Source organism: Maribacter sp. (assembly GCF_049667165.1).
GTDB lineage: Bacteria > Bacteroidota > Bacteroidia > Flavobacteriales > Flavobacteriaceae > Maribacter_A.
The window spans coordinates 1-25,068 of sequence record NZ_JBATHS010000378.1; the positions used below are offsets into that span (position 1 = coordinate 1).

Sequence of the window (25,068 nt, forward strand, 5' to 3'; positions counted from 1 at the left end):
GCTCCATATTTCTCAAAAGTGATCCAATCCCCAATACGTACCATATCGTTGATGGAAACCTGTATACTGGCCACAAAGCCTAATATAGTATCCTTAAAGATAAGAATGATCACGGCAGAGGCCGTACCCAAGGCGGTTAGGAATTTCCATAATTCCATACCAGAGACAATGGAAAAGATATAAAACGAGACAATGGCCCAGGCAAAAATCATGAATACCTGAATATAGCTATCGATCGGCTTGTCTTTTAAGCTGGGTATTGTTTTCAAAAAATCTTTGGCGGTATGTAACAAACTGCGTATGATCCAAAGGAACAGCACGATGGCAAAAACCTCCAAAGTTTTGGTGAAAAAGATCTCTGTATTTGGGAAATCCATGAAAATTCCAGGTACCGCCTTATAGGCGAGGGCCACTGGAATGATATGGGCAAAATTTCGCGGTGCCTTGTTCTTGACCAATAAATCATCGAAACGTGTTGCGGATGATTTTGAAAATCGAATGAACAATCCTATGATTACTCTTCGCAAAAAGAAGTCGATTATTGATAGTACGATCAGTACTATCAATAGCAATAGGAGCATATTGAGGGTTTCTGCCCAGGATGTGGAGATTCCTTTGTCGACTAAAAAATCATAAATCAAATGCGATATCTGTTTCATTCCATGCAATTTTAGGGTCTGTTATACGCTTTATGCCAGCCCTTAAATACTGCCGCAAAAGTAGTGGATCATGACTGATTTGACACGCTGTAAGGCATACTTTATATGAGGGACGGTTATAGTGAAATGGTCCTGTTTCTGATAAAAACCTATACTTCGGCAACCTCGGGGTAATATTAGGGAGCGTTTGGTTTCGATGAGGTAAGTACAATTAGTGCGGTCTGGTTAGTCATTTTGACTGCACCGAGAAGTCATAACTTGTTATAGCGCTCTTTACTAAGATTGGCATAACCAACCTGTTTCGGTATATCCAGCTCTTCTTTCAGACCCTTTAAACGGACCTATCCTTTACTGACCTATTGGTATTTTCCTGATATTAATAAGCTACCAAACTAACTTTTCGCTTAGGCATCCAAAAACTTGGCCTTAATTTCAGGTGTGGGAATCATGCACTGTTCCTTATTTCCGTACCATGAGTACCGGTTTCTAGCCACAAAATCATATACGATATCCCGTAATGTGCTGGGAATCAAATTCAATACCTTTGAAATTGTACGATAACCTTTTAAATGCATTCCGATTGCCAGGGCGGCGTCCGATTTCACATAATACGCCACTCCGGGCTCGATCAAGATGATGGAATCGACCTTCGATGTATCAATAGTACGTTCCAAGATTAGGCGTTGCCCAATTTCCCCTTGTAGGGTAGCAAAACGAAATTCATCTTGCGTATCACGTTTTATGATAAACTGTACGGAACGGTTGCAAAGGTTGCATATGCCATCAAACAATACTATTTTTTTTCCTGTTACCATATTTCTTAATTCCGCTTTTGAGATGGGAATCCATTTAATTCAATATAATACAATAAGACTAATTTTCAGGCACCCATTCTAAGTATGATAATCCCAGGCAAAATCATATACGATTTATCGTAACTAACTGATATTATAGATACGTATATCTCAAAATAGGGGAGTATCCTCATTACTTTTTGGCCTCCACCAACTCCAATTGGTCCACACTTACATTGGTGGTGAACATGCCATAATTCACTATGGCCTTGTTCTTTTCCAGATTATCGATAGTACCTACGGCCTTACCATCTACCATCCGCACCCGATCCCCAATCCTGAAAACCGGACGCGGTTTGTTTTTCTCGGCAACCACTGCTTTTTTCCTGGCCACCTTCTTTTTTTCCCGGATGACCTTGACCTTTTTTTCAACTTCCTGGGCCACTTGCACCTTCTTCACACGGGCCGCCTTGACCTCCCGCACCGATTTCTTTTGACGTTTGCTATTCTCTGTCTCTACTATCCGTAAAAGTTCGGAAACCAATACCCGTTTCTTCTTGTCCTCAAAATACTTTTCGGCAGCGGTGTTCACCTTATTCCCCAAATAGATCATCCGTTGGTTATAATCATATAATTCCTGGTAATTCTCCAATTTGGACTGGATCTTAGAATTCAATTCCTCCAACCTTCTGGTTTCTTCCCTTGCCTTGACCTCCTCTTCATGCAGTTTAGAGCCTGTTTCAGCCATTTTGCTGCGTTCTTTTTGCAATTTGGCTATGGTGGCATCAAAACGCACTTTTCCGCGCTCTATCTTCTTCTTTGCCTTATTGATCAAAGAGTAGGGGATGCCGTTTTTCTGTGCTACCTCAAACGTGAACGAACTACCAGCCTCACCCAATACCAATTGAAAGGTAGGCTCCAAGGTCTTTGCATTGAACAACATGTTCGCATTGGTCGTGTGGGGCAATTCATCGGCAAGGGCTTTTAAATTGGCATAATGCGTCGTGATAACACCATAGGCACCACGTTCATAGAATACCTCTAAAAAAGCCTCCGCCAAGGCGCCTCCAAGTTCGGGATCGCTGCCCGTGCCGAATTCGTCGATCAAGAAGAGTGTATGCTCATTGCATTTACGCAAAAAGTTGTTCATGTTCTTTAAACGATAACTATAAGTGCTAAGATGGTTTTCGATAGATTGGTTATCCCCGATGTCGGTCAAGATCTTTTCAAAAAGACACATGGTCGAACGTTCATGTAAGGGCACTAGCAATCCGCTCTGCAACATCAACTGAAGCAGACCTATGGTCTTTAGGGTAATACTTTTTCCACCGGCGTTGGGACCCGAAATAACGATGATCCTGTTTTCGGGATGCAATGCTATAGTCTGCGGATAGGTTTTGTCCCGTTTCAGTTTATTGTTAAGATACAACAAAGGATGATAGGCATCCCGTAAGAACATCTTCCTATCCTCGCTTATCTTCGGCAGAATGGCGTTCATCTCCGCGGCATATTTTGCCTTTGCCGCAGTGATATCCATATGGGCCAAAAATTCCTGATAGGCCGATAGGTCAGGGGCGAATGGGCGAATGCGTGCAGTGAGGTCGTTTAAGATGCGATGCACTTCTTCCTTTTCATCAAACTCCAGATTATTGAGTTGCCTACTGTATTTCAAGGCCGCCTCGGGTTCGATATAGACAATGCTGCCCGTTTTGGATGCCCCCATGACGGAACCCTTAACTTTTTTACGGTACATGGCCTTTACCGCCAAAACCCTACGGTTTTCAACGACGGACTCTCGTATATCATCGAGATAATCCGATGTTTTATAAAGATTAAGGGCAGCGGAAAAACTTTGGTTGATCTTGCCTTTGACCTGATTGATCTCTTGACGAATGCTGAACAATCGATCTGAAGCGGTATCCTTAATTTCCCCGAACCGGTCGATTACCCCATCAATATGGGTTGGGATTTCCGTATTCAGTTGTATTTCAACACTGGCCTCGAACAACATGGGGAAGTATTCTTGAAATTTTTTAAAGAACTTCTTATGCTCGGTCACGGTCTTGCAAATACTCCCTATACGCCGAAATCCACTGATTTCCAATGTGGTGTTCTCGATCTTCAATAATTTCAGATCGCCGTCTATGCTGTCAAAACCATGGTTGGGAATTCGATTGTCACTGACCAGGGAAGACACATACTCCGAAGTCTGGCCCAGTTCTCTATGTATGGCCTCAACATCTGGCAATGGCGTTATTTGCAACGCTCTTTGTTTGCCTAATTCGGTAGTACAGCGAACAGCAAGCTGTTGTAACACCGTATCGAACTCCAGGTCTTGTAATGTTTTGGAATGAATTTTTGACATTGCGTTGATAATCGATGACAAAGGTACTATTTAGGGCCGATATGCGGAACTGAATCCCTTCTTACGCTATTTATAGTTCGAAATGATTATAAATCATAGACTTAGCCCATAATTAGCAAGAGTTTACATACGATAATCCCCCATTTTAACGTTGTATACAAAATCCAATTGAATGAAGTGCCTAAACCAAATCCTACTTTTTGTCAGTATTACGTTGCTTTTAATGGGCTGTAGTGCCACCAACAACCTGACCATGAGCGCCGTAGAGCCTGCTCCCGTAACCCTCTCTAAAGGGGTGACCCGAATCGGAATCATTAATCGCAGTCTGCCTACCGAGAGGAACGAAATAGCCGATAAAATTGATAAAATCCTATCGGTGGAAGGCAGGGACCTTGACAAGGAAGGTGCCGAAGCCGCTATTATTGCCTTGCAAGAACAATTGCAACAAAACCAGAACTTGGAAGAAATAGTCATCATCGATGCATTACCAAGTGTAAGGAAAGGGCTGGGTGTTTTCCCAACCACGATACCCTGGAATGAAATTGAATCCCTTTGCGAACACTACAAAGTCGATGCCCTATTCTCCTTGGAATTCTATGATACCGATACCAAAGTGGCTTATACAGCCACCACCATGCAAATTCCCAATGATCTCGGGATTGCTATAGCGGTCCCGGCCCACGAATTGACCTTGAATACCTTGATAGAGAATGGATGGCGCGTGTATGACCCTTACAGCAGACGCATTGCCGATGAACTGGTTTTTAGTGACCATGTCGTTTCTTCGGGAAAAGGAATCAATCCCATAAAGGCATATGAGGCCATCTTAGGTAGAAAGGAAGCCGTTTTGCACCAAAGCAAGTACACGGGCATGGATTATGCTCAACGCTTAATTCCTTACAAACACCGGGTAAACCGTGATTATTTCGTTCGCGGTACCGAGAATTTCAAAATAGCACAGCGAAGGGCCCAGGCAGGTGATTGGGATGGTGCCGCTGAACTTTGGAAATTGGAGACCTCGAATACGGACTCCAAAGTGGCTGGAAGGGCCTGTTATAATATGGCCATAAGCCACGAAATCAATGGTGACCTCGATACGGCGATCGATTGGGCCTCAAAATCGTACACCGATTACAAGATCAATGATGCCCTGTCCTATTTGAATATCTTAAGATACCGGGTGAACCAGCAAAGACGATTGGAAGCGCAATTGTCGAAATAGAATCATAAACATAGAATGACCGTATCATGGTAAAAAAATACGTATATGTTGCAATTTTTGGTGTTTTGGCATTAGCTACAAGTTGTAGTGCGACCAAACAACATACCTTAAGTGCCCTTGAACCTGCTTCGGTGGACTTGGCAACCAATATCACCAAAATCGGTATTATCAATGAAAGTACTGCCAGCCCAAGAAGCGAATTCAAGTCCCGTTTAGAGCAGATGCTCTCCCAACGTTACCAAAATTTGGAAAAAGAAGGGATAAGTGCGGCGATTACAGGTCTCTTTGAAGAATTGCAAAAAGACCAACGATTTGACGCCATTCAATTGATTGCCGATGTGAATATTGGTGGGGATGGTCTGGTATCCTCAGAAAATATTCCGTGGCAAACCATAAAGGAGATTTGTGACACCCATAAGGTAGATGCCATTTTCTCCTTGGCGTATTATGAGGCTGATACCCAATTATCCTTAAAAAAGACCGCTGTCGAAGAACAGAATATGATGCGGCAAATGGTAAAGGTTCCCGGGCATGAAGTTACCTTGGAAACATTGATCGAAAACGGATGGCGTATCTATGACCCGTACCATAAAACGGTATTGGATGAGTTGGTGTTCAATGAACAAATTACCTCTACCGCACAAGGCACAAATCCTATGTATGCCTTGAATGCTATAACAGATCGTAGGGATGCAGTGCTGGAACAGAGTATGCAAGCGGGTAGTTCGTATGGAAAACGGTTATTGCCACAAGAAAAAGAATTGGTACGGGATTATTACGTACGGGGTACTGAAAAATTTATGGAAGCCAAACAATTGGCCGCCGATGGAAACTGGCATGCCGCCGCTGAGCTCTGGGAGCAGGAAACCGCACATGCCGCAATCAAAATACAGGCAAAGGCCTGTTATAATATGGCCTTTTACAATGAGATGAACGGCAACTTGGAGGGCGCTATGGAATGGGCCCAAAAAGCGATCGACCTTGCTGAAAATACAGCGGCCACTACCTATCTCTTGGCCCTTAAGGAACGGATAGCCCAAAACAAAATTGTCGCACAGCAGTTGCAACGCAGCCATTTATCCGCTTCATTGGAGATGGATTAAGAATTTGATCTTTGATGTTTCGCATACCGTTATTCGTAAAATTTGTACTTAATTATGGGGTTAAACTGTCCATTTATAACAATTCCAAGTAAAAACGAAACTTTAGTATAACTCCATCCAAAAATGGGATCAAGAATAAGTAATGTGGGGAGCATTTAATCTTAATGGTGAGATGCTGATCACTATACTTTGGCCAGCTTACCATAGGTTGATTATAGCATCCAATACGTATAGTTCAAAATTTTTCAACGTATTCTAAAGATAAATCCCATACAAATTATTCGAAGTTTTCAACATAAAGCGATAATCGATGTCTTATCTAAGTCCATTCAGGAAACTGGGTGCGATCTAGGTCTAAAGTAGCTATCTTCTGCAAATCAGCCTCATTCAACTCAAAGTCGAAAATATCCAGATTTTCGATCATATGGGCCTTTTGGGAACTCCTAGGGATGGCAATGACCCCTCTTTGGTAGTGCCATCGTAAACACACTTGGGCATTGCTTTTTTTGTACTTTTTACCAATAGCGGCGAGGGTTGGATTGGTGAACATCCCATTACGACCTGCGGCAAATGGCGACCATGCTTCCATTTGTATCTTTTTTTGCCTTAAATAGGCATGAGCTTTTTGCTGCTGGAAGAAAACATGGGTTTCGATTTGATTGACCGTGGGTTTTACGGTGGCGTATGCCAATAATTCATCAAGTTGTGCCGGTTCAAAATTACTCAAGCCGATCGCCTTGATCTTGCCTTCCTTATAAAGATCCTCCATAGCCTTCCAGGTTCCTTTTACGTCTCCTCTTGGGCGATGTATAAGATACAGGTCCAAATAGTCAAGGCCCAACTTCATTAAGGAGGTCTCAAAAGCCAGCTTTGTGGTTTCATACCCGGAATCGCTTACCCAAAGTTTTGAAGTAATGAACAATTCCTCTCTTGATATACCACTCTGCTTTATTCCTTCCCCGACGTATTCCTCATTGCCGTACACGGTAGCAGTATCGATCAAACGGAAACCAACTGATATTGCTTCTGCAACGCTTCGTACACAGGTATCCCCTTTAAGGGAATGGGTGCCAAAACCGATCATGGGCATGTACAGTCCATTATTGAGCATTACTGTGGGTACCGTACTTTCGGAATCCAAGTGTTCAGAGGCTCCGAACAACCCATAATTGATTGTAGGTAAAATCAATGCAGAGGCTGCGAACAGGCCTCCCCGCTGTAAAAATACACGTCGTTCAATACCGTTTATTCGCGTTTTTTCCTTCATGTTGGGCTTATTTGTGGAACCGTATCCTTAATGCTAACGAAGTTAGGTGATTTTGGTCTCTTTACCAAGGACGAAACACATATCCCGTTCCCTGAATTTTAAGTAATTTTAAAGCCACTATAAATGCAATGCTTTGTGGGGAACTTAGATTTCCAAATGAGGCTTGCATCTAATTGATTATGAAAAGCCGTTAGAATGACTGTAAGTATACATGAAAGCTGGAAGCTCCCTTTAGGCCCCATATTTGAACAACCCTATTTTATGGATTTGGTCAATTTTGTAAAGTCCGAGTATATGGAACATCACTGTTACCCTCCGGGCAAACAGATTTTTGCCGCTTTTGATCATAGTCCGTTTGAAAGAACCAAGGTGGTTATCATAGGGCAGGATCCCTATCATGGCCCAAAACAAGCGAACGGTCTCTGTTTTTCGGTACAGGACGGTATTCCCCATCCGCCTTCTTTGATCAATATATTTAAGGAAATCGAGACCGATTTGGGAAAACCCTATCCACAGAGCGGTAATCTCGAGCATTGGGCAGACCAAGGCGTATTGCTTTTAAATGCAACATTGACCGTGAGGGCGCACATGGCCGGTAGCCATCAGGGCAAAGGATGGGAAGCCTTTACCGACAGTGTGATCAAGATCATTTCAGATCAAAAGGAAGGGGTTGTGTTTTTGCTATGGGGCGGTTTTGCGAAGAAAAAGGCAGCGCTCATCGATAAGGACAAGCATTATATCCTTACCTCTGGCCACCCGTCGCCCTTAAGTGCGAATCGGGGATATTGGTTCGGGAACAAACATTTCAGCAAGACCAATGACATTTTAAGGAAGTTGGGTAAAGACCCTATTGATTGGTAGTATCGAGAACTACAATGGCATCTTGAAAACCATTGGCCTTTTCCGGTTTGGGGATGGGCTGAATTTCCGGTTTTATGCGCATGTATTCCTGCCAGCGGTACGATTCCAATACATCGGCCATTTCAGAAGTTTCGCGACTCGATAATCGCTTCAACCATTCATACTTGGCCTTCGGCGATAAGGTAAGGTCCTCTTCAACGGCTTTATTCTTCACCAAAAACCGAGCAACCGTTTCTTGAAATGCCAAAGCCTGATCCACACCCATGACCAACCTAGGTTGGTATTGCGCAGTGATATCGGCGGCCTTGAATCGAATATTCCTATCGATTTGCAAGGCATAATAGGTCTGTGCATTTGAACTGGTGCTACCTAGCAGCAGTAAAAGAAAAGAAAGTAATCTCGCTATCGAAACAAGGCTGGAATTCATAATAATACAGGATTCAATCAGTGTTCCATTTTAATTCAGTCCTAAAATTAAAAACGAAATCAGGGCATGTCAAGCCCCTAAGTATTAAAATTTTCTAAAATTTCAGCTTGCTTTAATTTTTTATCAATCAGCTTTAAGTCAATTAATGTATCTTGCACTTTTTCAAGGGTTTGCAATTCCAATTGCCTTTGGCTCCATCGTGTTAGGGAGAGCCATTCCTGTATATCTGCCAACTGTTGTTCGTAACGGTTGGCCAAGGTTCGATCTATGCTCGGGATCTGTTTGAATTCGCTCGTGTATAGATTGATGACTTCCAAAATATGTTTTAAAAGTGATTTGTTTTCTTCAAGGAATTTATCAGTTGCGGCAACTACAAAACAAGGCCAAGGGGTAGGGCAATCCCCCAATCGACGAAAAGTGCCATTATCAACCAAGGGTTTTGTGGTAAAATGTTCCCACATAAAATAATCAGCCGTCCCTTGGGTGAGGGCCGCTACTGCACCGTTCACGTCGTTGATTACCGAAAAATCCAAGTTTTCAGTATCCCAATCTTCATTTTGGGCATTTACATAGGCCATCAAATGGCTTCCGCTCCCGAATCGGCTGATGGCGGCTGTTGTATTCTTTAAGTCGGTAATGGCTTTAAAATCGCTTTTGGCCCCAACATGAATTCCCCATTGCAGGGGAGAGGCAATGAATTCCTGTACAATTTTAGATGGATTTCCTTCCGTGATACTTTTTATCAGTCCCTCGGTGAGGATTATGGCCAAATCAGTCTCCCCATCGTTCAGCATTTGACACATTTTACCGGTTCCTTCAGGAATATCCGTCCATTCTAGATCAATTCCGCGCGTTTCAAAAGCGCCATCCGCAATGGCCATATGCCATGGCAAGTTAAAATGTTCGGGGACACCTATTATCCTGACTTTTTTCATGGGTTTTAATTCTGAATCTGAGTGCTAAGTTACTAAAATCAACTTGCAGCATGCTACAAATGATTTGCCAATAACGGGATCTATAAGTTGAAACAGTACACCTAACCTGTGGTTAATCGCTGCAAGGTGTATTCGATCAAATGATCGATGGTCTTTCGGGGGTTTTGTGAAAATTCACCCAGTACCCGATTCGCAATAATACAATTTAAGGAGACCGCCTGATGCCCTAGCAGTTTGCTGAGTCCATAAAGCGCCGATGATTCCATTTCCAGGTTGGTAATCTGCATCCCTTCATGGGTAAAGGACTGCATTTTATGATTGAAGTCGGGATCCTGTAGGTCTAACCGAAGTTTTCGTCCTTGTGGACCATAAAATCCTGAGTTGGTAACCGTTACACCTAATCGTATACGATTTGATACAAGCTTGGCACGTAAATCATCATCGCTTTTAACGAGGTAGGGCCAAGGTTTTTTGGTTGACCAGTCGACATGATCTACAAAAGCCTTTGAAAAGTCATCGTTCACTATACCTTCGTTCTTATAGAAATGCAAGACCCCATCAAAACCAAAGGCATATTCGCTCAAAACAAAAGAATCGACAGGAATATCGGGCTGTATTGCGCCAGACGTGCCAATACGCACAATTTTAAGTCGGGTAAATTCCTTTTTAACGGTTCGGGTAATGAAATCGATGTTGGCTAGAGCATCCAATTCATTTAGGACGATATCGATATTGTCGGCGCCGATACCTGTAGATAAAACCGTGATACGTTTTCCATGCAGCACCCCGGTATGGGTAATGAATTCCCGTTTTGATTTCTTGATCTCGATAGTATCAAAATACGAAGAAACTTGGGCCACCCGATTTTGGTCGCCCACGACGATAATAATATCCGATATGTCTTCTGGTAGTAAATTGAGATGATAAATGCTCTTATCGGCATTCAAAATGAGCTCGGAAGCTTCTAACATACTACAATTTTAGTATTCTGTCCGATTCCGTGTTGTACAGGTAATTGTATTTCAAGGCGCCCCCTAAATAAGCGTCATTGTCTTGGATGCATGCATAATAACTGGTTTGTCCCTCAAGGATTTCCTTGCCTTTTTTGGATAATCGTACGGGATTGAATGACGTGTAGAGGGGCTTAAGGGTAGAAATGATACGTTCGTATTGCGAATCTCCAAAGCCATACAAGCCTTGATCCTTGAGCACAGTATTCAATAGCTCCTTTTTGGTTTTCGGTTTTTTATCGACAGATAACTGCAACAGATGGTTTTCTACCTCGTTGAGTCCGTTTCTAATCGTGGGGAATCGTTTTAAATGTGCTTTAATGGCCCCTGAAAGGTAATTGAATTGAAAATTGTTGAAATCGGTAAGGTTTTCCAAACGAATCGGATTGTCGCTACAATACAATTGCCATACGTAATCCGCATATTCTATGTCGTCCTGTGAAAGTTCAATCCTATTTTCATAGAGCTGCATCAGTTTTTCATTGGAAAGTTCATTAAGGCCATATAATTTATCGGTCTCATCTTCCTTGCCACTGCATACGAGCGTAATATGGGCATACTTACGATGGGACTTTAACCAACTGATGACCGCCAACATATTGATTTGACAAAACAAATCGTATTCAAACCAAAGTACGATTTGATCTTGTTGCTTATGATTGCAGAGGGAACGATATTCCTTTAATGTTTTTTCAATAAACCACGATTTTGAAACTTTGTAGTTCTTGTTTAGAAATTCGAAGCGTGTTTTCCAAAAGGTTTCACTACCAACATTGGTCAAAGTTCGTCCTTCACAAAGCATTTCCCGCCATGTGATAATGTCTCCTTTTAAGTCCATGGAGCCCAATCTATTCGTCAGGTTGTCACCGTTGGTAATATGTAATAGGGAACTCATTCTAAGGTGTAGTTTAGGTTTTGACCAATAAAAGTAACATTTAATCGAATATTACAAAAAAAATTAACAGAAAACTACGCAACCCTTTAAAATTAACTTCGTGTTTGTATCTATTTATCCTCCTACGCGTTTTACATTAAAACCTTTATCTTGAAGTAATTGCATAATTTTATCACGGTAATCGCCTTGTATGATGATACGCCCTTCCTTAAAAGTGCCACCAACACTTAATTTGGTCTTCAACTCCTTGGCCAATTTCTTAAAATCGTCATCTGCACCGGTGTAACCTTCCAAAATCGTAATGGGTTTGCCTTTGCGTTTTTCATACTTACAGATAATCGGGTCATCCTGAAGCCAAATATCAGGCTTTTTTGGGGTTAACGGTTCTTCAGATGAAACGTGGTCCGGAAATAGGTTTTTAAGTTGATCGTTTAAGTCCATTTATTCTCTAATTGTTCAATCATTTTGATTGCTGCACTATTAATCCTTTGTCACTTTGCTTCCCCACCAATCAGCATTGGGCTGAAAATCTTCCTTAAGCATATCCTTACGCTCTTGTTCCAGACTTGGCCACAATTCAGCTCGGATCATGGAATCCCTTTCAAGATCAAGGGTTTTATCATAGGCTGTGTCAACTTCGGGCATATTGGCATTTACTTCTTTCAGCCATGCGTTTAATTTATGGTATAATGCTTCCGTTTTTTCAGTATTTTGGGCTGCAATGTTCAATTGTTCGCTGGGATCGCGTTGCAAATCGTAGAGCTCATTGCTGTTGTCTTCCCAATAATGGATCAATTTCCATTTTCCTTGCCGAATTATCGAAGAAGGGTCACCCCCTTGATTGCCATAATGGGGATAATGCCAAAATAAGGGTCTTTCATTTAAAGTATCCCCTTCTATCAGAGGTTTTAGGCTAACACCATCCAAATGTTGCCCAGGCAAAAGATCAATACCTGCCAAATCCAATATAGTGGGATATAAATCGGTGCCGGAAACGGGATAGTCAATTTCATTTCCATTTACATTCAACCAAGGCACCTTGATGAAATAAGGTTCCCGTATGCCACCTTCCCATTGATACCCTTTTCCTCCTCTAAAAGGAAGGTTCGATGTTGAAAAGGAGTCCCCCGATGACACTCCACCATTGTCAGAGGTGAAAACCACAATCGTATTTTCGTCCAATCCCAACTCTTTAAGCGTGTTCAGCACAATGCCTACCGCATCATCCATGGTTTCTACCAACCCTGCATAAACAGGATTGTCCTGTTCTTGACGTATGGGTAAATTCCGTTCCATTTTAAATCCTGTATCGGCTATGCCTCTTGCTACGGATTTGTCCCGGTATTTCCTCCATTTATCCTGAGTGGTTTGGATCGGTCCGTGTACGGCATAGAATGAAAGAAAGGCGAAAAAGGTAGTGTCTTTATGTTGTTCGATGAATTGAGCTGTTTCATTTGCTAAACGCAAGGATAGATTCTCCCCATCCTGACTGTTTTCAAGCTTTGGGTTGTCCCATGGCGAAAAATAGCCACCCATAGGGCTACCTTTGTCCCATCCTCCAACATTTACATCAAATCCGTGGTCTTCGGGATATGAACCTTCATTACCTAAATGCCATTTTCCGGCAAAAAATGTTTTGTATCCGGCATTCTTCATGGCCTCCGCAATAGTGATGTCCTCCTTCGACAGGTTATGGGTATATTCGGCTGGCAATAACTTATCGTACCTCTTAAGGTCGCGCCAAGCCGTACCTGATTTTGCCCCGATCCAATCCGTAATATGATGTCTTGCCGTAAATTTTCCGGTCATTAGGCTGGCTCTTGATGGACTGCATACACGGCTCGCAGCATATCCCTGCGTGAATACCACACCCTCTTTTGCGATTTTGTCAATATTCGGAGTTTCATAATACGTACTCCCTGTACAATTTAAATCCTTGATCCCAAGATCATCCACCAATATAAACAGCACATTTGGGAAGCGTTCCACTCTTGTTGCTTCCTTTTGGGTGCACGATTGCAAAACGACAAAAGGGATAAGCCAAAACATTTTTTTTGAACAATTCATAGGGTGCTCTTACACAGTTTGACGATACTCCATTAAAAAATGATTATTTTTTAATCAATCCCAATTCAACCAAACGTTCATGCAAGAATTCACCTGCAGTAATATCCTCAAACTGCTTCGGATGTTTCCCGTCCACACAATGCTCCAGACAGTTCAAAGGCATTTCACTTATTGGATGCATGAAAAAGGGTATGGAATAACGGGAGGTGCCCCACAATTCCTTAGGGGGATTCACCACTTGGTGGATCGTTGATTTAAGTTTGTTATTGGTCAATCTAGAAAGCATATCACCAACGTTGATCATCAATTGGTCGGGTCTGGCGATGGCATCGATCCATTCCCCGTTATGGTTCATGACCTGTAATCCGCGACCATGGGCACCCATTAACAAGGTAATCAAATTAATATCACCGTGGGCGGCCGCACGAACGGCATTTTTGGGCTCTTGGGTAATAGGAGGGTAGTGGATGGGCCTTAAAATGGAGTTGCCATTCATTATATACTCATCAAAATAATATTCATCAAGATCTAAATGTAACGCCAAGGCACGAAGTACATGTTTCGCTGTTTTTTCCAACATTTTATAGGTTTCCTTACCGACTGCATTGAACTTTTCCAATTCCGTGACCATAACATTGTCGGGATATTCGGCTTCCAGTTTGGGGTTATCGACTACATATTGGCCAAAATGCCAGAATTCTTTAAGATCACCCTCTTTTCTCCCTTTCGCATGTTCTTTCCCGAAGGAGGTGTATCCGCGTTGTCCCCCGATACCCTCGATTTCGTATTTATCTTTAATTTCCTGGGGGAGATTGAAGAAATTCTTCACCTCAGTATAGAGATTGTCAACCAAGATATCCGGAAGAAAATGTCCACTTAAGGCCACAAAACCGATTTGTTCGAAGGCATTCCCTATTTCGGTAATGAATTTCTGTTTTCGTTGGGGATCTCCAGAAACAAAATCCTTTAAATCCACATTGGGTATGGTATTCATAATCGTTCTTTAATTGGTGCCAATTTACAAATTTATGTTGGATTTAAAGGGTGGCCCATATAGCGTGCCTGCTTTCTTTTTTATTACATTTATGCGACTTAAAAAAAACGCTTCATTTCACTTGGTATGGACTATGTCAATTACAACCTGGATAATGGATTAAAGCTGAAGCTTTATACCTCGATGTTGAAACCTCGAATGATCGAGGAGAAGATGTTGATCTTATTGCGACAGGGCAAAATATCGAAATGGTTCAGTGGTATCGGACAGGAGGCCATTTCGGTAGGTGTGGCCATGGCCATGGATCCTGAGGAGTATATGCTGCCCATGCATCGTAATTTAGGGGTATTTACCACTCGAAACATTCCCTTACATCGACTTTTTTCACAATGGCAGGGCAAGGCAAATGGCTTCACCAATGGGCGTGACCGCAGTTTTCATTTTGGCACCCAGGAATATAAAATAGTGGGTATGATATCACATCTGGGACCCCAACTAGGGGTTGCCGATGGTATTGCCCTTGCCGATGTTTTACATAAAAGGAAACGGGTTACTGCCGTTTTTACAGGGGAAGGAGCTACCAGTGAGGGAGACTTTCATGAAGCCTTGAATATCGCGGCAGTATGGGAGCTGCCCGTCCTTTTCTGTGTAGAGAATAATGGCTATGGATTATCAACGCCTACCGATGAACAATTCAGATGTGAACATATAGCGGACAAGGGAGTGGGGTACGGTATGGAATCGCATATCATTGACGGAAATAATATACTGGAAGTCTATACCAAGATCGATGCACTTTGCAAGGACATGCGCGAAAAACCACGGCCTGTATTGGTGGAGTTCAAAACCTTTCGAATGCGGGGTCATGAAGAGGCCAGTGGCACGAAGTATGTCCCACAGGAACTATTGGAGCAGTGGGCGGCCAAGGACCCGCTTGATAACTATGTTCGTTATTTACGTATGGAAAACCTGCTTTCTGAGGAACAGGAAGCGACCCTAAAAAAGGAAATCAGCCAAGAGATCGATGATAATCTCAAAGTAGCCTTTGCCGAAAGTGAAATTATTCCCGATACGGATAAAGAGGTGAAAAATGTGTATCAAGAGATGCTGTATGAACCGGTCGAACCGGGCTCTATTATGAAGAACATTCGATTGGTCGACGCTATTTCTGACGGGCTGCGGCAGTCTATGGATAAGCATGACGACCTTGTTCTCCTTGGGCAGGATATCGCGGAATATGGTGGTGTTTTCAAAATTACCGCCGGTTTTGTCGAAGCCTATGGCAAAGCGCGTGTTCGGAATACCCCGATTTGTGAATCGGCCATTGTATCAACGGCCATGGGCCTCTCGATCAATGGCATGAAAGCCCTTATGGAAATGCAGTTCGCTGATTTTGCGAGTTCGGGTTTTAATCCCATTGTCAATTATTTGGCCAAGTCGTATTACCGATGGGGGGAGAAAGCCGATGTGGTCATTCGTATGCCTTGTGGGGGTGGGGTGGCGGCAGGACCATTTCACTCACAGACCAACGAAGCCTGGTTCACCAAAATACCTGGTCTGAAAGTAGTGTATCCGGCTTTTCCCTATGATGCCAAAGGCCTGTTGGCCACCGCAATCAATGACCCCAATCCCGTATTGTTTTTTGAACATAAGGCATTGTACCGCAGTATCTATCAAAATGTCCCCACGGAATATTATACACTTCCGTTAGGAAAAGCCAGCCTTTTGAAGAAAGGGGAAGATATAAGTATTGTGAGCTATGGGGCAGGGGTACATTGGGCCATGGAAACCTTGGATAAAAACAAAGACATACAGGCAGACTTGATCGATCTACGCTCCTTACAGCCTTTGGATATTGAAGCGATATTCACCTCGGTAAAGAAGACGGGGAAGCTCATTATTCTTCAAGAAGACAGCCTATTTGGAGGTATCGCCAGTGATATTTCCGCCTTAGTGGTCGAGAATTGTTTTGAATATCTTGATGCTCCTATTAAACGTGTTGCCAGTTTAGAAACCCCAATTCCTTTTGCCAAGAACCTGGAAGACAATTATTTGTCCAAAAGCCGGTTCGAAGACGCTTTAATGGCGTTATTGGCATATTGACTTTATGCTCCGAAAATAGATTGAAAACTTTACTTTTTATCGAAAATATACATCCAACTCGATTATTGATACGTATATATGTTTTAAAAAAATATAATAATGATGAAAAAATTGATGCTCTTATCAGTAGTACTATTACCATTGCTTTTTGCTTCCTGTAATGCCCCAAAGGGAGTTCCTTCAACAAAAGGAACCGCCAATCTTCAAAAAACCATTAATGGTCCATGGCTTTTGAACACGGTTACCTATGAAGACAATGAGGGTAAATTTACCTCTATACTCTTCAATGATGCGGACGCATCATGTTTTGAGGGTACTGAATGGTACTTTAGAAACAATAACAATACAGGGAGTTATATTATCGAGAGTAGTGATAATTGTTCTGGAGGGGAACGTTTTTTCAGATGGTCCATTTTGAATACAGGGCAACTGCAATTTAAAGCCATTGATTCAAAATACAAGGATATTTCAGGGGGTTTAGGGTATCGTTTGGATATTGCCAACCTCGAAGATTCCCAAATGGTTCTGAAATCGCGTGTTAGTGTTGAAGGGGAGCCCATTACTATCGTATATTCATTTACCAAAAATCAATAATATAAAGATGAGAAAAATTGCAATTTACGGCATGTCCGTACTAATGGTCGCTTCGTTAACAATTAGCTGTAAGGCGGTACAGAATACCAATAAGACCCAAAGGGGAGCCGGAATAGGTGCTGCCGGTGGTGCGGTTATCGGTGGTGTCATCGGAAACAATGTAGGAAGTGGCAACAATACGGCTTTGGGTGCCATACTAGGAGCTGTAATCGGTGGTGCTGCTGGGGGTTATATCGGAAATAGAATGGACAAACAGGCCCAACGGATAGAAGAAGAAATTCCTGGTGCAGAGGTTACTCGAGTAGGGGAAGGAATTAATGTGGTCTTTAATGAGGAAGCTGGCGTCTATTTTGATACGAGCAAGTCGTATGTAAAAGGTACTTCTGCCGCAACGCTTGATAAATTGGCAGGTATTCTAAAGGAATATCCCGATTCCAATGTCTTGGTTGAAGGACATACCGATAGTGCAGGACCTGAAGATTATAACATGAAGTTGTCGCAACAACGCGCAGAATCGGTCACCAACTATCTGATATCCAAAGGTATTGGTGTGGACCGTTTCACAATAAAATGGTATGGGGAAAATCAGCCAAAGGCTGATAATACCACGTCAGAAGGTAAAGCTAAAAACCGTAGGGTAGAATTGGCCATTTTTGCCAATGATGACCTTAAGGAAGAAGCCATTGAGAAAACCAAGGGATAATCACAAAACGTTTTTAATAGGAATCCCGGCATGTATGGCCGGGATTTTTTTGTGGAATTATGTACCTTACCAAAAGTGGTCGTACATGATATAATTATAATCGGAGGGGGGCTAGCAGGACTTACCGCAGCTGTTGATTTATCCCAACAGGGATATGATGTGGTTCTTTTTGAAGTCAATACCTATCCCCATCATAAGGTTTGTGGGGAATATGTTTCCAATGAAGTACGCCCATACCTAGAGCGGTTGGGAATTGATTTATTGGCAAAAGGTGCTGTAGCTATCACCGACTTCGAAATAAGTACGCTCTCTGGGTACAAGGCAGCAACCAAACTTCCTTTGGGGGGAATGGGTATGAGCAGGTATGCCTTTGACCATTTATTGTACAAAAAGGCAATCGGCCAAGGAGTTCTATGCAATTTTTCAAAGGTGACATCGGTTACGTACCAAAATGACCGATTCAATGTAAAGACCAACAATGAATCACTTTATGCCAAAGTGGTCATTGGTGCTTATGGCAAAAGGTCGGCCTTGGATAAGGCCCTTAGGCGCGATTTTAGTTTTGAAAAACAGGGTTGGTTGGCCGTCAAAGGACATTTTAGCCATCCAAGTTTTCCTCAAAACCTGGTCGCACTGCATAACTTTGAAGGAGGCTATGGAGGTCTCTCTAGAACCGAGAGTGGTGCCGTGAATTTTTGCTATTTGACTACCTACGAAAGTTTCAAAAGATATAATGATATTGCAAAATTCAATCGAATTGTAGTCGCCGAAAATAAGTTTTTGAAACAGTTTTTAAATGAATCCCAACCTGTTTTTGACAGTCCCTTGACGATAGCCCAGATTTCATTTCAAAAGAAAAAGCCCATTGTTGACCATATTTTGATGTGCGGTGATACGGCAGGACTCATTCATCCGCTTTGTGGTAATGGCATGGCAATGGCCATACATAGTGCTAAACTTGCCTCAACGGTAATAGGCGAATATTTTAGAAATGCTACCTATGACCGCTCCCAAATGGAACAGGATTATTTGAGTGTTTGGAATCGAACCTTTAAACAACGATTATGGTATGGTAGAAAATTACAACATGTGTTACTTCAAAAAAAGTATCTTGAGGTTGGTATTAAAACGGTCGGTAATTCAAAAAGTCTTTTGAGATTCATAATTAATAAAACCCATGGGAAAACCATTGTATAATGATTGATTTTAAGACCCGAAGTGACCAGAAAGAGCTATTGGATGACTACCCTGGGACCATCACACAACTGGCAGTCGTTTTGAAGGACATCGATAGGGTGAACCGCTTGCTCGGGGGTAACGCCATTACCATAAACGCTGTCTTTAGGTTGATTCAGGAGCATCCAAGAAAATCATATACGATTTTGGATATGGGTTGTGCCCAAGGAAATATGCTGCGGGCACTCGCAAAGACCGCTAGAAAACGCAATATTGAGGTGCAGTTGATCGGTATGGATTTAAATAGCGATGCATTGACCTTGGCACGGACTGCATCGGTCAATTTTCCTGAAATAACCTATTATGAAAAGGATATCCTCAAGGCTGATTTTTCTGATTTTGCCTGCGATATTGTAATCACCACCCTGACCTTGCATCATTTTAAAAATTCAGAAATTCTGGATTTTGTCCAACAGTTTACCAAGTTGGCCTCCATTGGGGTGGTTATCAATGATCTACATCGTAGTGCCATAGCCTATTATCTATTTAAAGTATTTAGCCTTATTTTTATAAAAACAAAAGTTGCTAAGGTAGACGGATTGACCTCCATCAGAAGAGCATTTCGGAAATCGGAATTATGGGCGCTTTCCAAATCATTGCCCCATGTTGATCATGAAATATCCTGGAAATGGGCTTTTCGATATGTCTGGATTATAAGGAAAAAGCAACAATCAAGTTCCTATGAATGATTCAAGAATTGTTGCCGTAACCACAGAATTACCGCTATACTGCCGGGAGACGAAGGATATATTGCCTTTTGTTGAATTTTGGCTTCAAGGTCAGGATGCGCGATTTAGACGTAAGGTGATTAAAATATTCGAAGGTGCGGCCGTGGATACGCGCTACGGGATTATGCCCATAGAGGAAGTATTTTTAGCGACCTCTTTAGAGGAGAAGAATGCGATCTACATTCGGGAGGTCAAAAATTTAGGGACTACCGTTTTGAAAAAAGCCTTGGAAAAGGCGGATTGGCGACCAGATTCGTTGGATTATATCATTACCGTAAGCTGTACGGGTATCATGATCCCTTCATTGGATGCTTATTTGATCAATGCCTTGGATCTACGACAGGATATCGTTCGGTTGCCAGTAACGGAAATGGGTTGTGCGGCTGGGGTTTCTGGATTGATTTATGCCCACAATTTCTTAAAATCCAATCCGAACAAAAGAATAGCAGTGGTCTCCGTTGAGAGTCCAACAGCCACCTTTCAATTGAATGATTTTTCAATGGCCAATATGGTCAGTGCGGCCATATTCGGTGATGGCGCAGCCTGCGTTCTCCTTTCTTCCGAGGAAAATGCACAAGGCCCACGTATTGTCGGGGAAGAAATGTATCATTTTAGGGATGCCACCCATCTCATGGGCTTCGATCTTACCAATCATGGATTGAAAATGATCTTGGATCCTGCCGTACCAGAAACTATTGCACAACATTTCCCCGCTATCGTGCATCCCTTTCTAGAGAAGAATGGAAGTGACATTGCCAGGGTAGACCATTTGATTTTTCATCCCGGAGGCAAGAAAATCGTACAGACCGTGGAGGAGCTTTTTGGTGCATTGGGTAAGAATATCGATGATACCCGGGAGGTGTTACGCCTTTACGGTAATATGAGTAGTGCTACCGTCCTTTATGTCTTGGAACGCTTTATGGCTAAAGAAATACCCCAGGGGGATCAGGGACTTATTTTGAGTTTTGGGCCAGGATTTTCCGCCCAAAGGGTATTGCTGGAGTGGTAACAAGTTGTGGTATCTGAATAAATAGATGTAATATGAAGAAAGATTGGGCATTGATATTGGGAGGGAGTAGCGGTTTAGGATTGGCAACGGCCAAAAAATTGGCGAGACATGGATTTGATATCATTATCATACACAGGGACCGAAGAGCGGATGTAAAGGAATTGAACAAGGAATTTGATGAAATCACCTCCCATGGGGTACAATGCAAGACGTTTAATGCGGATGCCGTCCAAAGCGAAAAGCGAAAGGAATTGATCCATGAAATTCAAGCCTTGCTGCCTAAAGAACATAAAATCGGGGTGTTGGTACACAGTATTGCCAAAGGAAGTTTAAAACCTATGCATGCAAATAAATCCTTGGCCTTGAGCGATCAAGATCTTAAAATAACCTTTGAAGCCATGGCCTTGAGTCTATACGAATGGACAAAAGCTTTGGTGTATGCCGATCTGTTTTCTGAAGATGCCCGCATTATTTCCTTTACCAGTGAGGGCAATACACGGGCGTTACCCAGTTACGGAGCGGTTTCCGTGGCCAAGGTTGCCTTGGAAGCACTTACCCGAAACATAGCCTTGGAATTTGCGTCAATGGGCATCAAGGCGAATTGCATACAAGCGGGAGTTACCGAAACCAAGTCTTTTGCAATGATTCCAGGCTATCAAAAAATCAAATCCCATACCTTGGAACGCAATCCCAATAAAAGACTGACGACCCCCGAGGATGTTGCCAATGTTGCCTATCTGCTTACCCTGGATGAGGCAAAATGGATTACGGGCACCGTGATCAAGGTAGATGGGGGCGAAAGTTTAAGATGATTTAATTCAATAAGCGATGACTACAGACACTATCCTAAAACAGTTGCCCTATGAAGCCCCTTTCCTTTTCGTGGATGCAGTGGAGCATATTGATGACATGGGTGTGGAGGGAGATTTTACGTTTCGGAAGGAAATGGATTTTTACAAAGGACATTTTAAGGATAACCCGGTGACCCCAGGGGTTATCCTGACCGAGTGCTGTGCCCAAATCGGGCTAGTTTGCCTAGGTATCTTTCTGTTACATGGGGAGCAAGAAGTTAAAAACCCAAAAATAGGGCTGAGCAGTTCCCAAATGGAATTTTATAAACCCGTATTACCCGGAGAAAAAGTGAAGGTGGTCTCTAAAAAAATCTACTATAGATTCCATAAATTAAAATGCGAAGTACGTATGTATGATACAAATGACGATATGGTATGTAAAGGAGTTTTGGCAGGCATGTTAAAGGGCGATGTAAATGGATAGGCGTGTCGTAATCACGGGATTGGGCGTATGTGCCCCAAATGGGGTGGGCCTATCTGATTTCACCAACGCTTTGCGAGACGGTAAAAGTGGTATTCGGTTTCAGTCAAAACTGGAAGAATTGGATTTCGGATGCCAAGTAGCCGGAGAACCATTGGTCAAGGATAATATCTTGAACAATTATTTTACTCCATTGCAACAGCGAGGATTGAATGCCACAGGAATTGTCTATGGGGTGATTGCCGGTGTTGATGCCTGGTCAGATGCAGGGTTGGATAAAAATGCCTCCGATGAACCTGATTGGGAACGAGGTGTTCTCTTTGGCACGGGTATCCTTGGGGTAGATAAGTTTCGGGAATCCATACATCTGGTTGATGATAAGCAGGTAAGACGCCTTGGAAGCACTACGGTTTTACAGACCATGGCCAGTGGCATCAGTGCCTACCTCGGGGGTATTTTGGGGTGTGGGAATCAGGTTACCACCAATTCCTCGGCCTGCACGACAGGAACAGAAGGGGTGTTAATGGCTTATGAACGCATTGCTGCCGGTAAGGCGGAAATTATGTTGACGGGGAGCTGTAGTGATAGTGGCCCTTATGTTTGGGGAGGTTTTGATGCCATGCGTATATTGCCCCGAACGTATAACGATACACCATCCAAAGCAAGTCGACCATTGAGCGCTTCCGCAAAGGGATTTGTGCCTGGAAGTGGGGCAGGAGCCTTGGTTTTGGAATCCTTAAACAGTGCCCAAAAACGGGGTGCCAGAATTTATGCAGAGGTCTTGGGAGGGGAAATCAATAGTGGCGGTCAACGGGGCGAGGGATCTATGACCGCGCCCAATAGTGTTGCCGTGCAACGCTGTATCCGCAATGCGGTAATTAATTCCGGAATTACAGCAAATGACATTGAGGCCATTAACGGTCACTTGACAGCCACCTCAAAGGATGTGCTTGAAATTGCGAATTGGAGTGCTGCTTTGGACCGGGAAGGGGTATCATTTCCTTATATCAACTCCTTCAAAGGAACGATAGGGCATTGTTTGGCTGCCGCTGGAAGTATTGAATGCGTAGGTACGGTATTGCAGTTTCGGGAAGGAATACTATTTGGGAACGTCAATTGTGAGGATGTACATCCAGAAATCTTGGGGCTCATTTCGGGGACCAAAATCCCACATAAAACATTACCCTTTCATCCCAAAATCATTGCAAAGGCCAGTTTTGGTTTTGGGGATGTGAATGCTTGTGTTATTTTTAAGGAGTTTCAAAAGGAAGTTATCTAATAGGACTTCGATTTGAAAAGTAGGAATCTCACTGCCGAACAAACGTTCAGCATTGTAAATAAAGAGCTACTATGGGAGAAGAAGCCAAATATCAGATTTTGAAAGACATTATTAAAGTGTATCTGCCCGAAGACGTTTCGGTTGATGCTATTGCTCCGACCAGTAATTTCCTAAATGAATTGAATATCAACTCGGCTCATTTGGTGGATATCATATTGGATGTGGAGGACGCTTTTGACATACAATTGGAAAATGAGGATATGGATCGAATGCAAACCGTCAACGATGCCCTCGATATCATCGACAGGAAATTGGAGGCTAAAGAGATCTAAGGTAAGCGTTCAGGGCTATTCCTTTTCAACACTTGACCCCTCTTCGTATGATGCCTTGAATACCTTCTATTCGTTTTGGCTTTTTTCAGGGATAAGCAAGGAGGCAAGGATACCCGTGAACAAGGATACTGATATGACCGTCAGGGAAACCCATTCGGGTAACTCGATGTTGTGCGAGAACAACATTTTAAGCCCTACAAAGGCCAGAATGACCACAAGGCTATAGTTGATATATCGGAATTTTTCCAACATTCTTGAAATAAGGAAGTACATAGATCGGAGTCCGAGAATTGCCAGTATATTGGAACTGAAAACAATAAATGGATCAGCCGTTATCGCCAAAATGGCAGGAATACTATCCAAGGCGAAAAGTACATCGGTCAACTCGATGATGATAAGCGCTACAAACAGGGGAGTGGCAGCACTGATACCCATCCGTTTTACAAAAAAATTATGGTCCTTAATTGTACTGGTTATCGGGTAAATCTTTTTGATTTGTCGAAAGACCCATGATTTTTTGGGATCAAAGTGGGATTCGTCCGATTTCAACATTTTAAAGGCCGTATATAAAAGAAATACACCAAAAACATAAATGATCCAATCAAATTTGGTGATAAGCGCTACCCCGAACAAAATCATCAATCCACGAAAAACAATGGCACCTAAAATACCCCAAAACAAAACCCGATGTTGATAAAGGGGCGGAATCTTGAAAGCTTGGAAAATAACCGCTATGACAAACACATTGTCAATACTCAGTGACAATTCGATAAGGTAACCCGTTACATATTTCAGAACCGCATTATTCGGCGTAAGCCCCGTAGGGTTGTCGACCATCCCCGAAGAGAACAACCAATAGATGACCCCACTAAAAGAAAGCGCCACTGCAACCCAGATGGCCGTCCAAATGCCAGCTTCCTTACTTTTGATCACGTGTTCCTTTTTATGGAAAACACCAAGATCCAAGGCGAGGAAAACAATGACCATAGCGATGAACAGTACCCAAACCCACATAAAGCAATTTTATTTTAGCAGGCACGAAGTTAAGTAGTATTTTTGAATTGAAAGAATCCTTGATTCCCGGAATAAGTTTTTTGGCTCGAAAATTGTAATAACAATAAAAAATGGTGGAATCGCTGCCATGATAACACGTTTTTTTTTACCTTTTCAGTAACTAAAAAACACTTTTGAACGAACCATGTTCCAAAAAAAT

General features: G+C 42.6%; 24 protein-coding genes and 1 pseudogene. 13 read left to right on the forward strand and 12 right to left on the reverse strand.

Going from position 1 to position 25,068, the window contains the following annotated elements; translation table 11 throughout:
* From WBM98_RS16900 to WBM98_RS16910, 3 genes and pseudogenes are all read right to left on the reverse strand, one after another.
* A pseudogene (locus WBM98_RS16900) lies at positions 1 to 659 on the reverse strand (mechanosensitive ion channel family protein); the annotation flags it as partial.
* A 404-nt stretch (positions 660 to 1,063) separates the two neighbouring features.
* Positions 1,064 to 1,474 (reverse strand): thiol-disulfide oxidoreductase DCC family protein, encoded by a 411-nt coding sequence (locus WBM98_RS16905; protein WP_424367192.1) that lies wholly within the window; start codon positions 1,472 to 1,474, stop codon positions 1,064 to 1,066.
* Positions 1,475 to 1,646: 172 nt separating this feature from the next.
* Positions 1,647 to 3,818: an endonuclease MutS2 gene (locus tag WBM98_RS16910; protein WP_424367193.1), complete on the reverse strand. Its 2,172-nt coding sequence runs from the start codon at positions 3,816 to 3,818 to the stop codon at positions 1,647 to 1,649.
* A 172-nt stretch (positions 3,819 to 3,990) separates the two neighbouring features.
* Between WBM98_RS16910 and WBM98_RS16915 the strand changes: the two genes are divergently transcribed.
* Both WBM98_RS16915 and WBM98_RS16920 read left to right on the forward strand, forming a co-directional pair.
* Positions 3,991 to 5,040 carry a DUF6340 family protein gene (locus tag WBM98_RS16915; protein WP_424367194.1) on the forward strand — a complete coding sequence of 350 codons (1,050 nt, stop codon included), beginning with the start codon at positions 3,991 to 3,993 and terminating at the stop codon, positions 5,038 to 5,040.
* A gap of 26 nt (positions 5,041 to 5,066) precedes the next feature.
* Complete coding sequence (locus WBM98_RS16920) at positions 5,067 to 6,143, forward strand: DUF6340 family protein (protein ID WP_424367195.1); 1,077 nt, start codon at positions 5,067 to 5,069, stop codon at positions 6,141 to 6,143.
* A gap of 319 nt (positions 6,144 to 6,462) precedes the next feature.
* On the opposite strand, the gene WBM98_RS16925 is transcribed toward WBM98_RS16920, so the two are convergent.
* The gene (locus WBM98_RS16925) at positions 6,463 to 7,410 is read right to left on the reverse strand and encodes an aldo/keto reductase (protein WP_424367196.1); all 948 of its coding nucleotides are present in this window, start codon (positions 7,408 to 7,410) and stop codon (positions 6,463 to 6,465) included.
* Positions 7,411 to 7,605: 195 nt separating this feature from the next.
* On the opposite strand from WBM98_RS16925, the gene WBM98_RS16930 reads away from it, so the two are divergent.
* Positions 7,606 to 8,271, forward strand: a complete 666-nt coding sequence (locus WBM98_RS16930; RefSeq protein WP_424367197.1) for a uracil-DNA glycosylase — start codon at positions 7,606 to 7,608, stop codon at positions 8,269 to 8,271.
* On the opposite strand, the gene WBM98_RS16935 is transcribed toward WBM98_RS16930, so the two are convergent.
* The 7 genes from WBM98_RS16935 to WBM98_RS16965 form a co-directional block, all read right to left on the reverse strand.
* Positions 8,258 to 8,698, reverse strand: coding sequence for a hypothetical protein (locus tag WBM98_RS16935; protein WP_424367198.1), 441 nt, complete (start codon positions 8,696 to 8,698; stop codon positions 8,258 to 8,260). The two genes, WBM98_RS16930 and WBM98_RS16935, sit on opposite strands and share 14 nt — an antisense overlap.
* Positions 8,699 to 8,775: 77 nt before the next feature.
* Positions 8,776 to 9,633 carry a substrate-binding domain-containing protein gene (locus WBM98_RS16940; RefSeq protein ID WP_424367199.1) on the reverse strand — a complete coding sequence of 286 codons (858 nt, stop codon included), beginning with the start codon at positions 9,631 to 9,633 and terminating at the stop codon, positions 8,776 to 8,778.
* A 101-nt stretch (positions 9,634 to 9,734) separates the two neighbouring features.
* Entirely contained in the window at positions 9,735 to 10,604 is an 870-nt protein-coding gene (locus tag WBM98_RS16945) for a nucleoside phosphorylase (protein WP_424367200.1), read from the reverse strand.
* Between the two features lies 1 nt (position 10,605).
* Positions 10,606 to 11,538: a DUF1835 domain-containing protein gene (locus WBM98_RS16950; RefSeq protein ID WP_424367201.1), complete on the reverse strand. Its 933-nt coding sequence runs from the start codon at positions 11,536 to 11,538 to the stop codon at positions 10,606 to 10,608.
* A 114-nt stretch (positions 11,539 to 11,652) separates the two neighbouring features.
* The gene (locus WBM98_RS16955; protein ID WP_424367202.1) at positions 11,653 to 11,979 is read right to left on the reverse strand and encodes a translation initiation factor; all 327 of its coding nucleotides are present in this window, start codon (positions 11,977 to 11,979) and stop codon (positions 11,653 to 11,655) included.
* 39 nt (positions 11,980 to 12,018) lie between these two features.
* Positions 12,019 to 13,587 (reverse strand): sulfatase, encoded by a 1,569-nt coding sequence (locus tag WBM98_RS16960; protein ID WP_424367203.1) that lies wholly within the window; start codon positions 13,585 to 13,587, stop codon positions 12,019 to 12,021.
* A 61-nt stretch (positions 13,588 to 13,648) separates the two neighbouring features.
* Entirely contained in the window at positions 13,649 to 14,599 is a 951-nt protein-coding gene (locus tag WBM98_RS16965; RefSeq protein ID WP_424367204.1) for an isopenicillin N synthase family dioxygenase, read from the reverse strand.
* A 126-nt stretch (positions 14,600 to 14,725) separates the two neighbouring features.
* Between WBM98_RS16965 and WBM98_RS16970 the strand changes: the two genes are divergently transcribed.
* From WBM98_RS16970 to WBM98_RS17015, 10 genes are all read left to right on the forward strand, one after another.
* Positions 14,726 to 16,702, forward strand: a complete 1,977-nt coding sequence (locus tag WBM98_RS16970) for an alpha-ketoacid dehydrogenase subunit alpha/beta (RefSeq protein ID WP_424367205.1) — start codon at positions 14,726 to 14,728, stop codon at positions 16,700 to 16,702.
* Between the two features lie 99 nt (positions 16,703 to 16,801).
* Positions 16,802 to 17,296, forward strand: a complete 495-nt coding sequence (locus tag WBM98_RS16975; RefSeq protein ID WP_424367206.1) for a lipocalin family protein — start codon at positions 16,802 to 16,804, stop codon at positions 17,294 to 17,296.
* Positions 17,297 to 17,303: 7 nt separating this feature from the next.
* Positions 17,304 to 17,999, forward strand: a complete 696-nt coding sequence (locus WBM98_RS16980; protein ID WP_424367207.1) for an OmpA family protein — start codon at positions 17,304 to 17,306, stop codon at positions 17,997 to 17,999.
* Between the two features lie 30 nt (positions 18,000 to 18,029).
* Entirely contained in the window at positions 18,030 to 19,196 is a 1,167-nt protein-coding gene (locus WBM98_RS16985; RefSeq protein ID WP_424367208.1) for an NAD(P)/FAD-dependent oxidoreductase, read from the forward strand.
* On the forward strand, positions 19,196 to 19,924 hold the full coding sequence (locus tag WBM98_RS16990) for a methyltransferase domain-containing protein (protein ID WP_424367209.1): 729 nt from the start codon (positions 19,196 to 19,198) through the stop codon (positions 19,922 to 19,924). Before WBM98_RS16985 ends, WBM98_RS16990 begins: the two co-directional genes overlap by 1 nt.
* Positions 19,917 to 20,972: a type III polyketide synthase gene (locus tag WBM98_RS16995; RefSeq protein ID WP_424367210.1), complete on the forward strand. Its 1,056-nt coding sequence runs from the start codon at positions 19,917 to 19,919 to the stop codon at positions 20,970 to 20,972. The genes WBM98_RS16990 and WBM98_RS16995 overlap by 8 nt, the downstream gene beginning before the upstream one ends.
* 32 nt (positions 20,973 to 21,004) lie before the next feature.
* On the forward strand, positions 21,005 to 21,784 hold the full coding sequence (locus tag WBM98_RS17000) for an enoyl-ACP reductase FabI (protein ID WP_424367211.1): 780 nt from the start codon (positions 21,005 to 21,007) through the stop codon (positions 21,782 to 21,784).
* 16 nt (positions 21,785 to 21,800) lie between these two features.
* Entirely contained in the window at positions 21,801 to 22,247 is a 447-nt protein-coding gene (locus tag WBM98_RS17005) for a 3-hydroxyacyl-ACP dehydratase FabZ family protein (RefSeq protein WP_424367212.1), read from the forward strand.
* Complete coding sequence (locus WBM98_RS17010) at positions 22,240 to 23,523, forward strand: beta-ketoacyl-[acyl-carrier-protein] synthase family protein (protein ID WP_424367213.1); 1,284 nt, start codon at positions 22,240 to 22,242, stop codon at positions 23,521 to 23,523. Before WBM98_RS17005 ends, WBM98_RS17010 begins: the two co-directional genes overlap by 8 nt.
* A 71-nt stretch (positions 23,524 to 23,594) precedes the next feature.
* Positions 23,595 to 23,855 carry a phosphopantetheine-binding protein gene (locus WBM98_RS17015; protein ID WP_424367214.1) on the forward strand — a complete coding sequence of 87 codons (261 nt, stop codon included), beginning with the start codon at positions 23,595 to 23,597 and terminating at the stop codon, positions 23,853 to 23,855.
* Positions 23,856 to 23,921: 66 nt separating this feature from the next.
* Here WBM98_RS17015 and WBM98_RS17020 read toward each other — a convergent pair whose 3' ends face one another.
* Complete coding sequence (locus tag WBM98_RS17020; protein WP_424367215.1) at positions 23,922 to 24,869, reverse strand: TerC family protein; 948 nt, start codon at positions 24,867 to 24,869, stop codon at positions 23,922 to 23,924.
* Between the last annotated feature and the right edge of the window lie 199 nt (positions 24,870 to 25,068).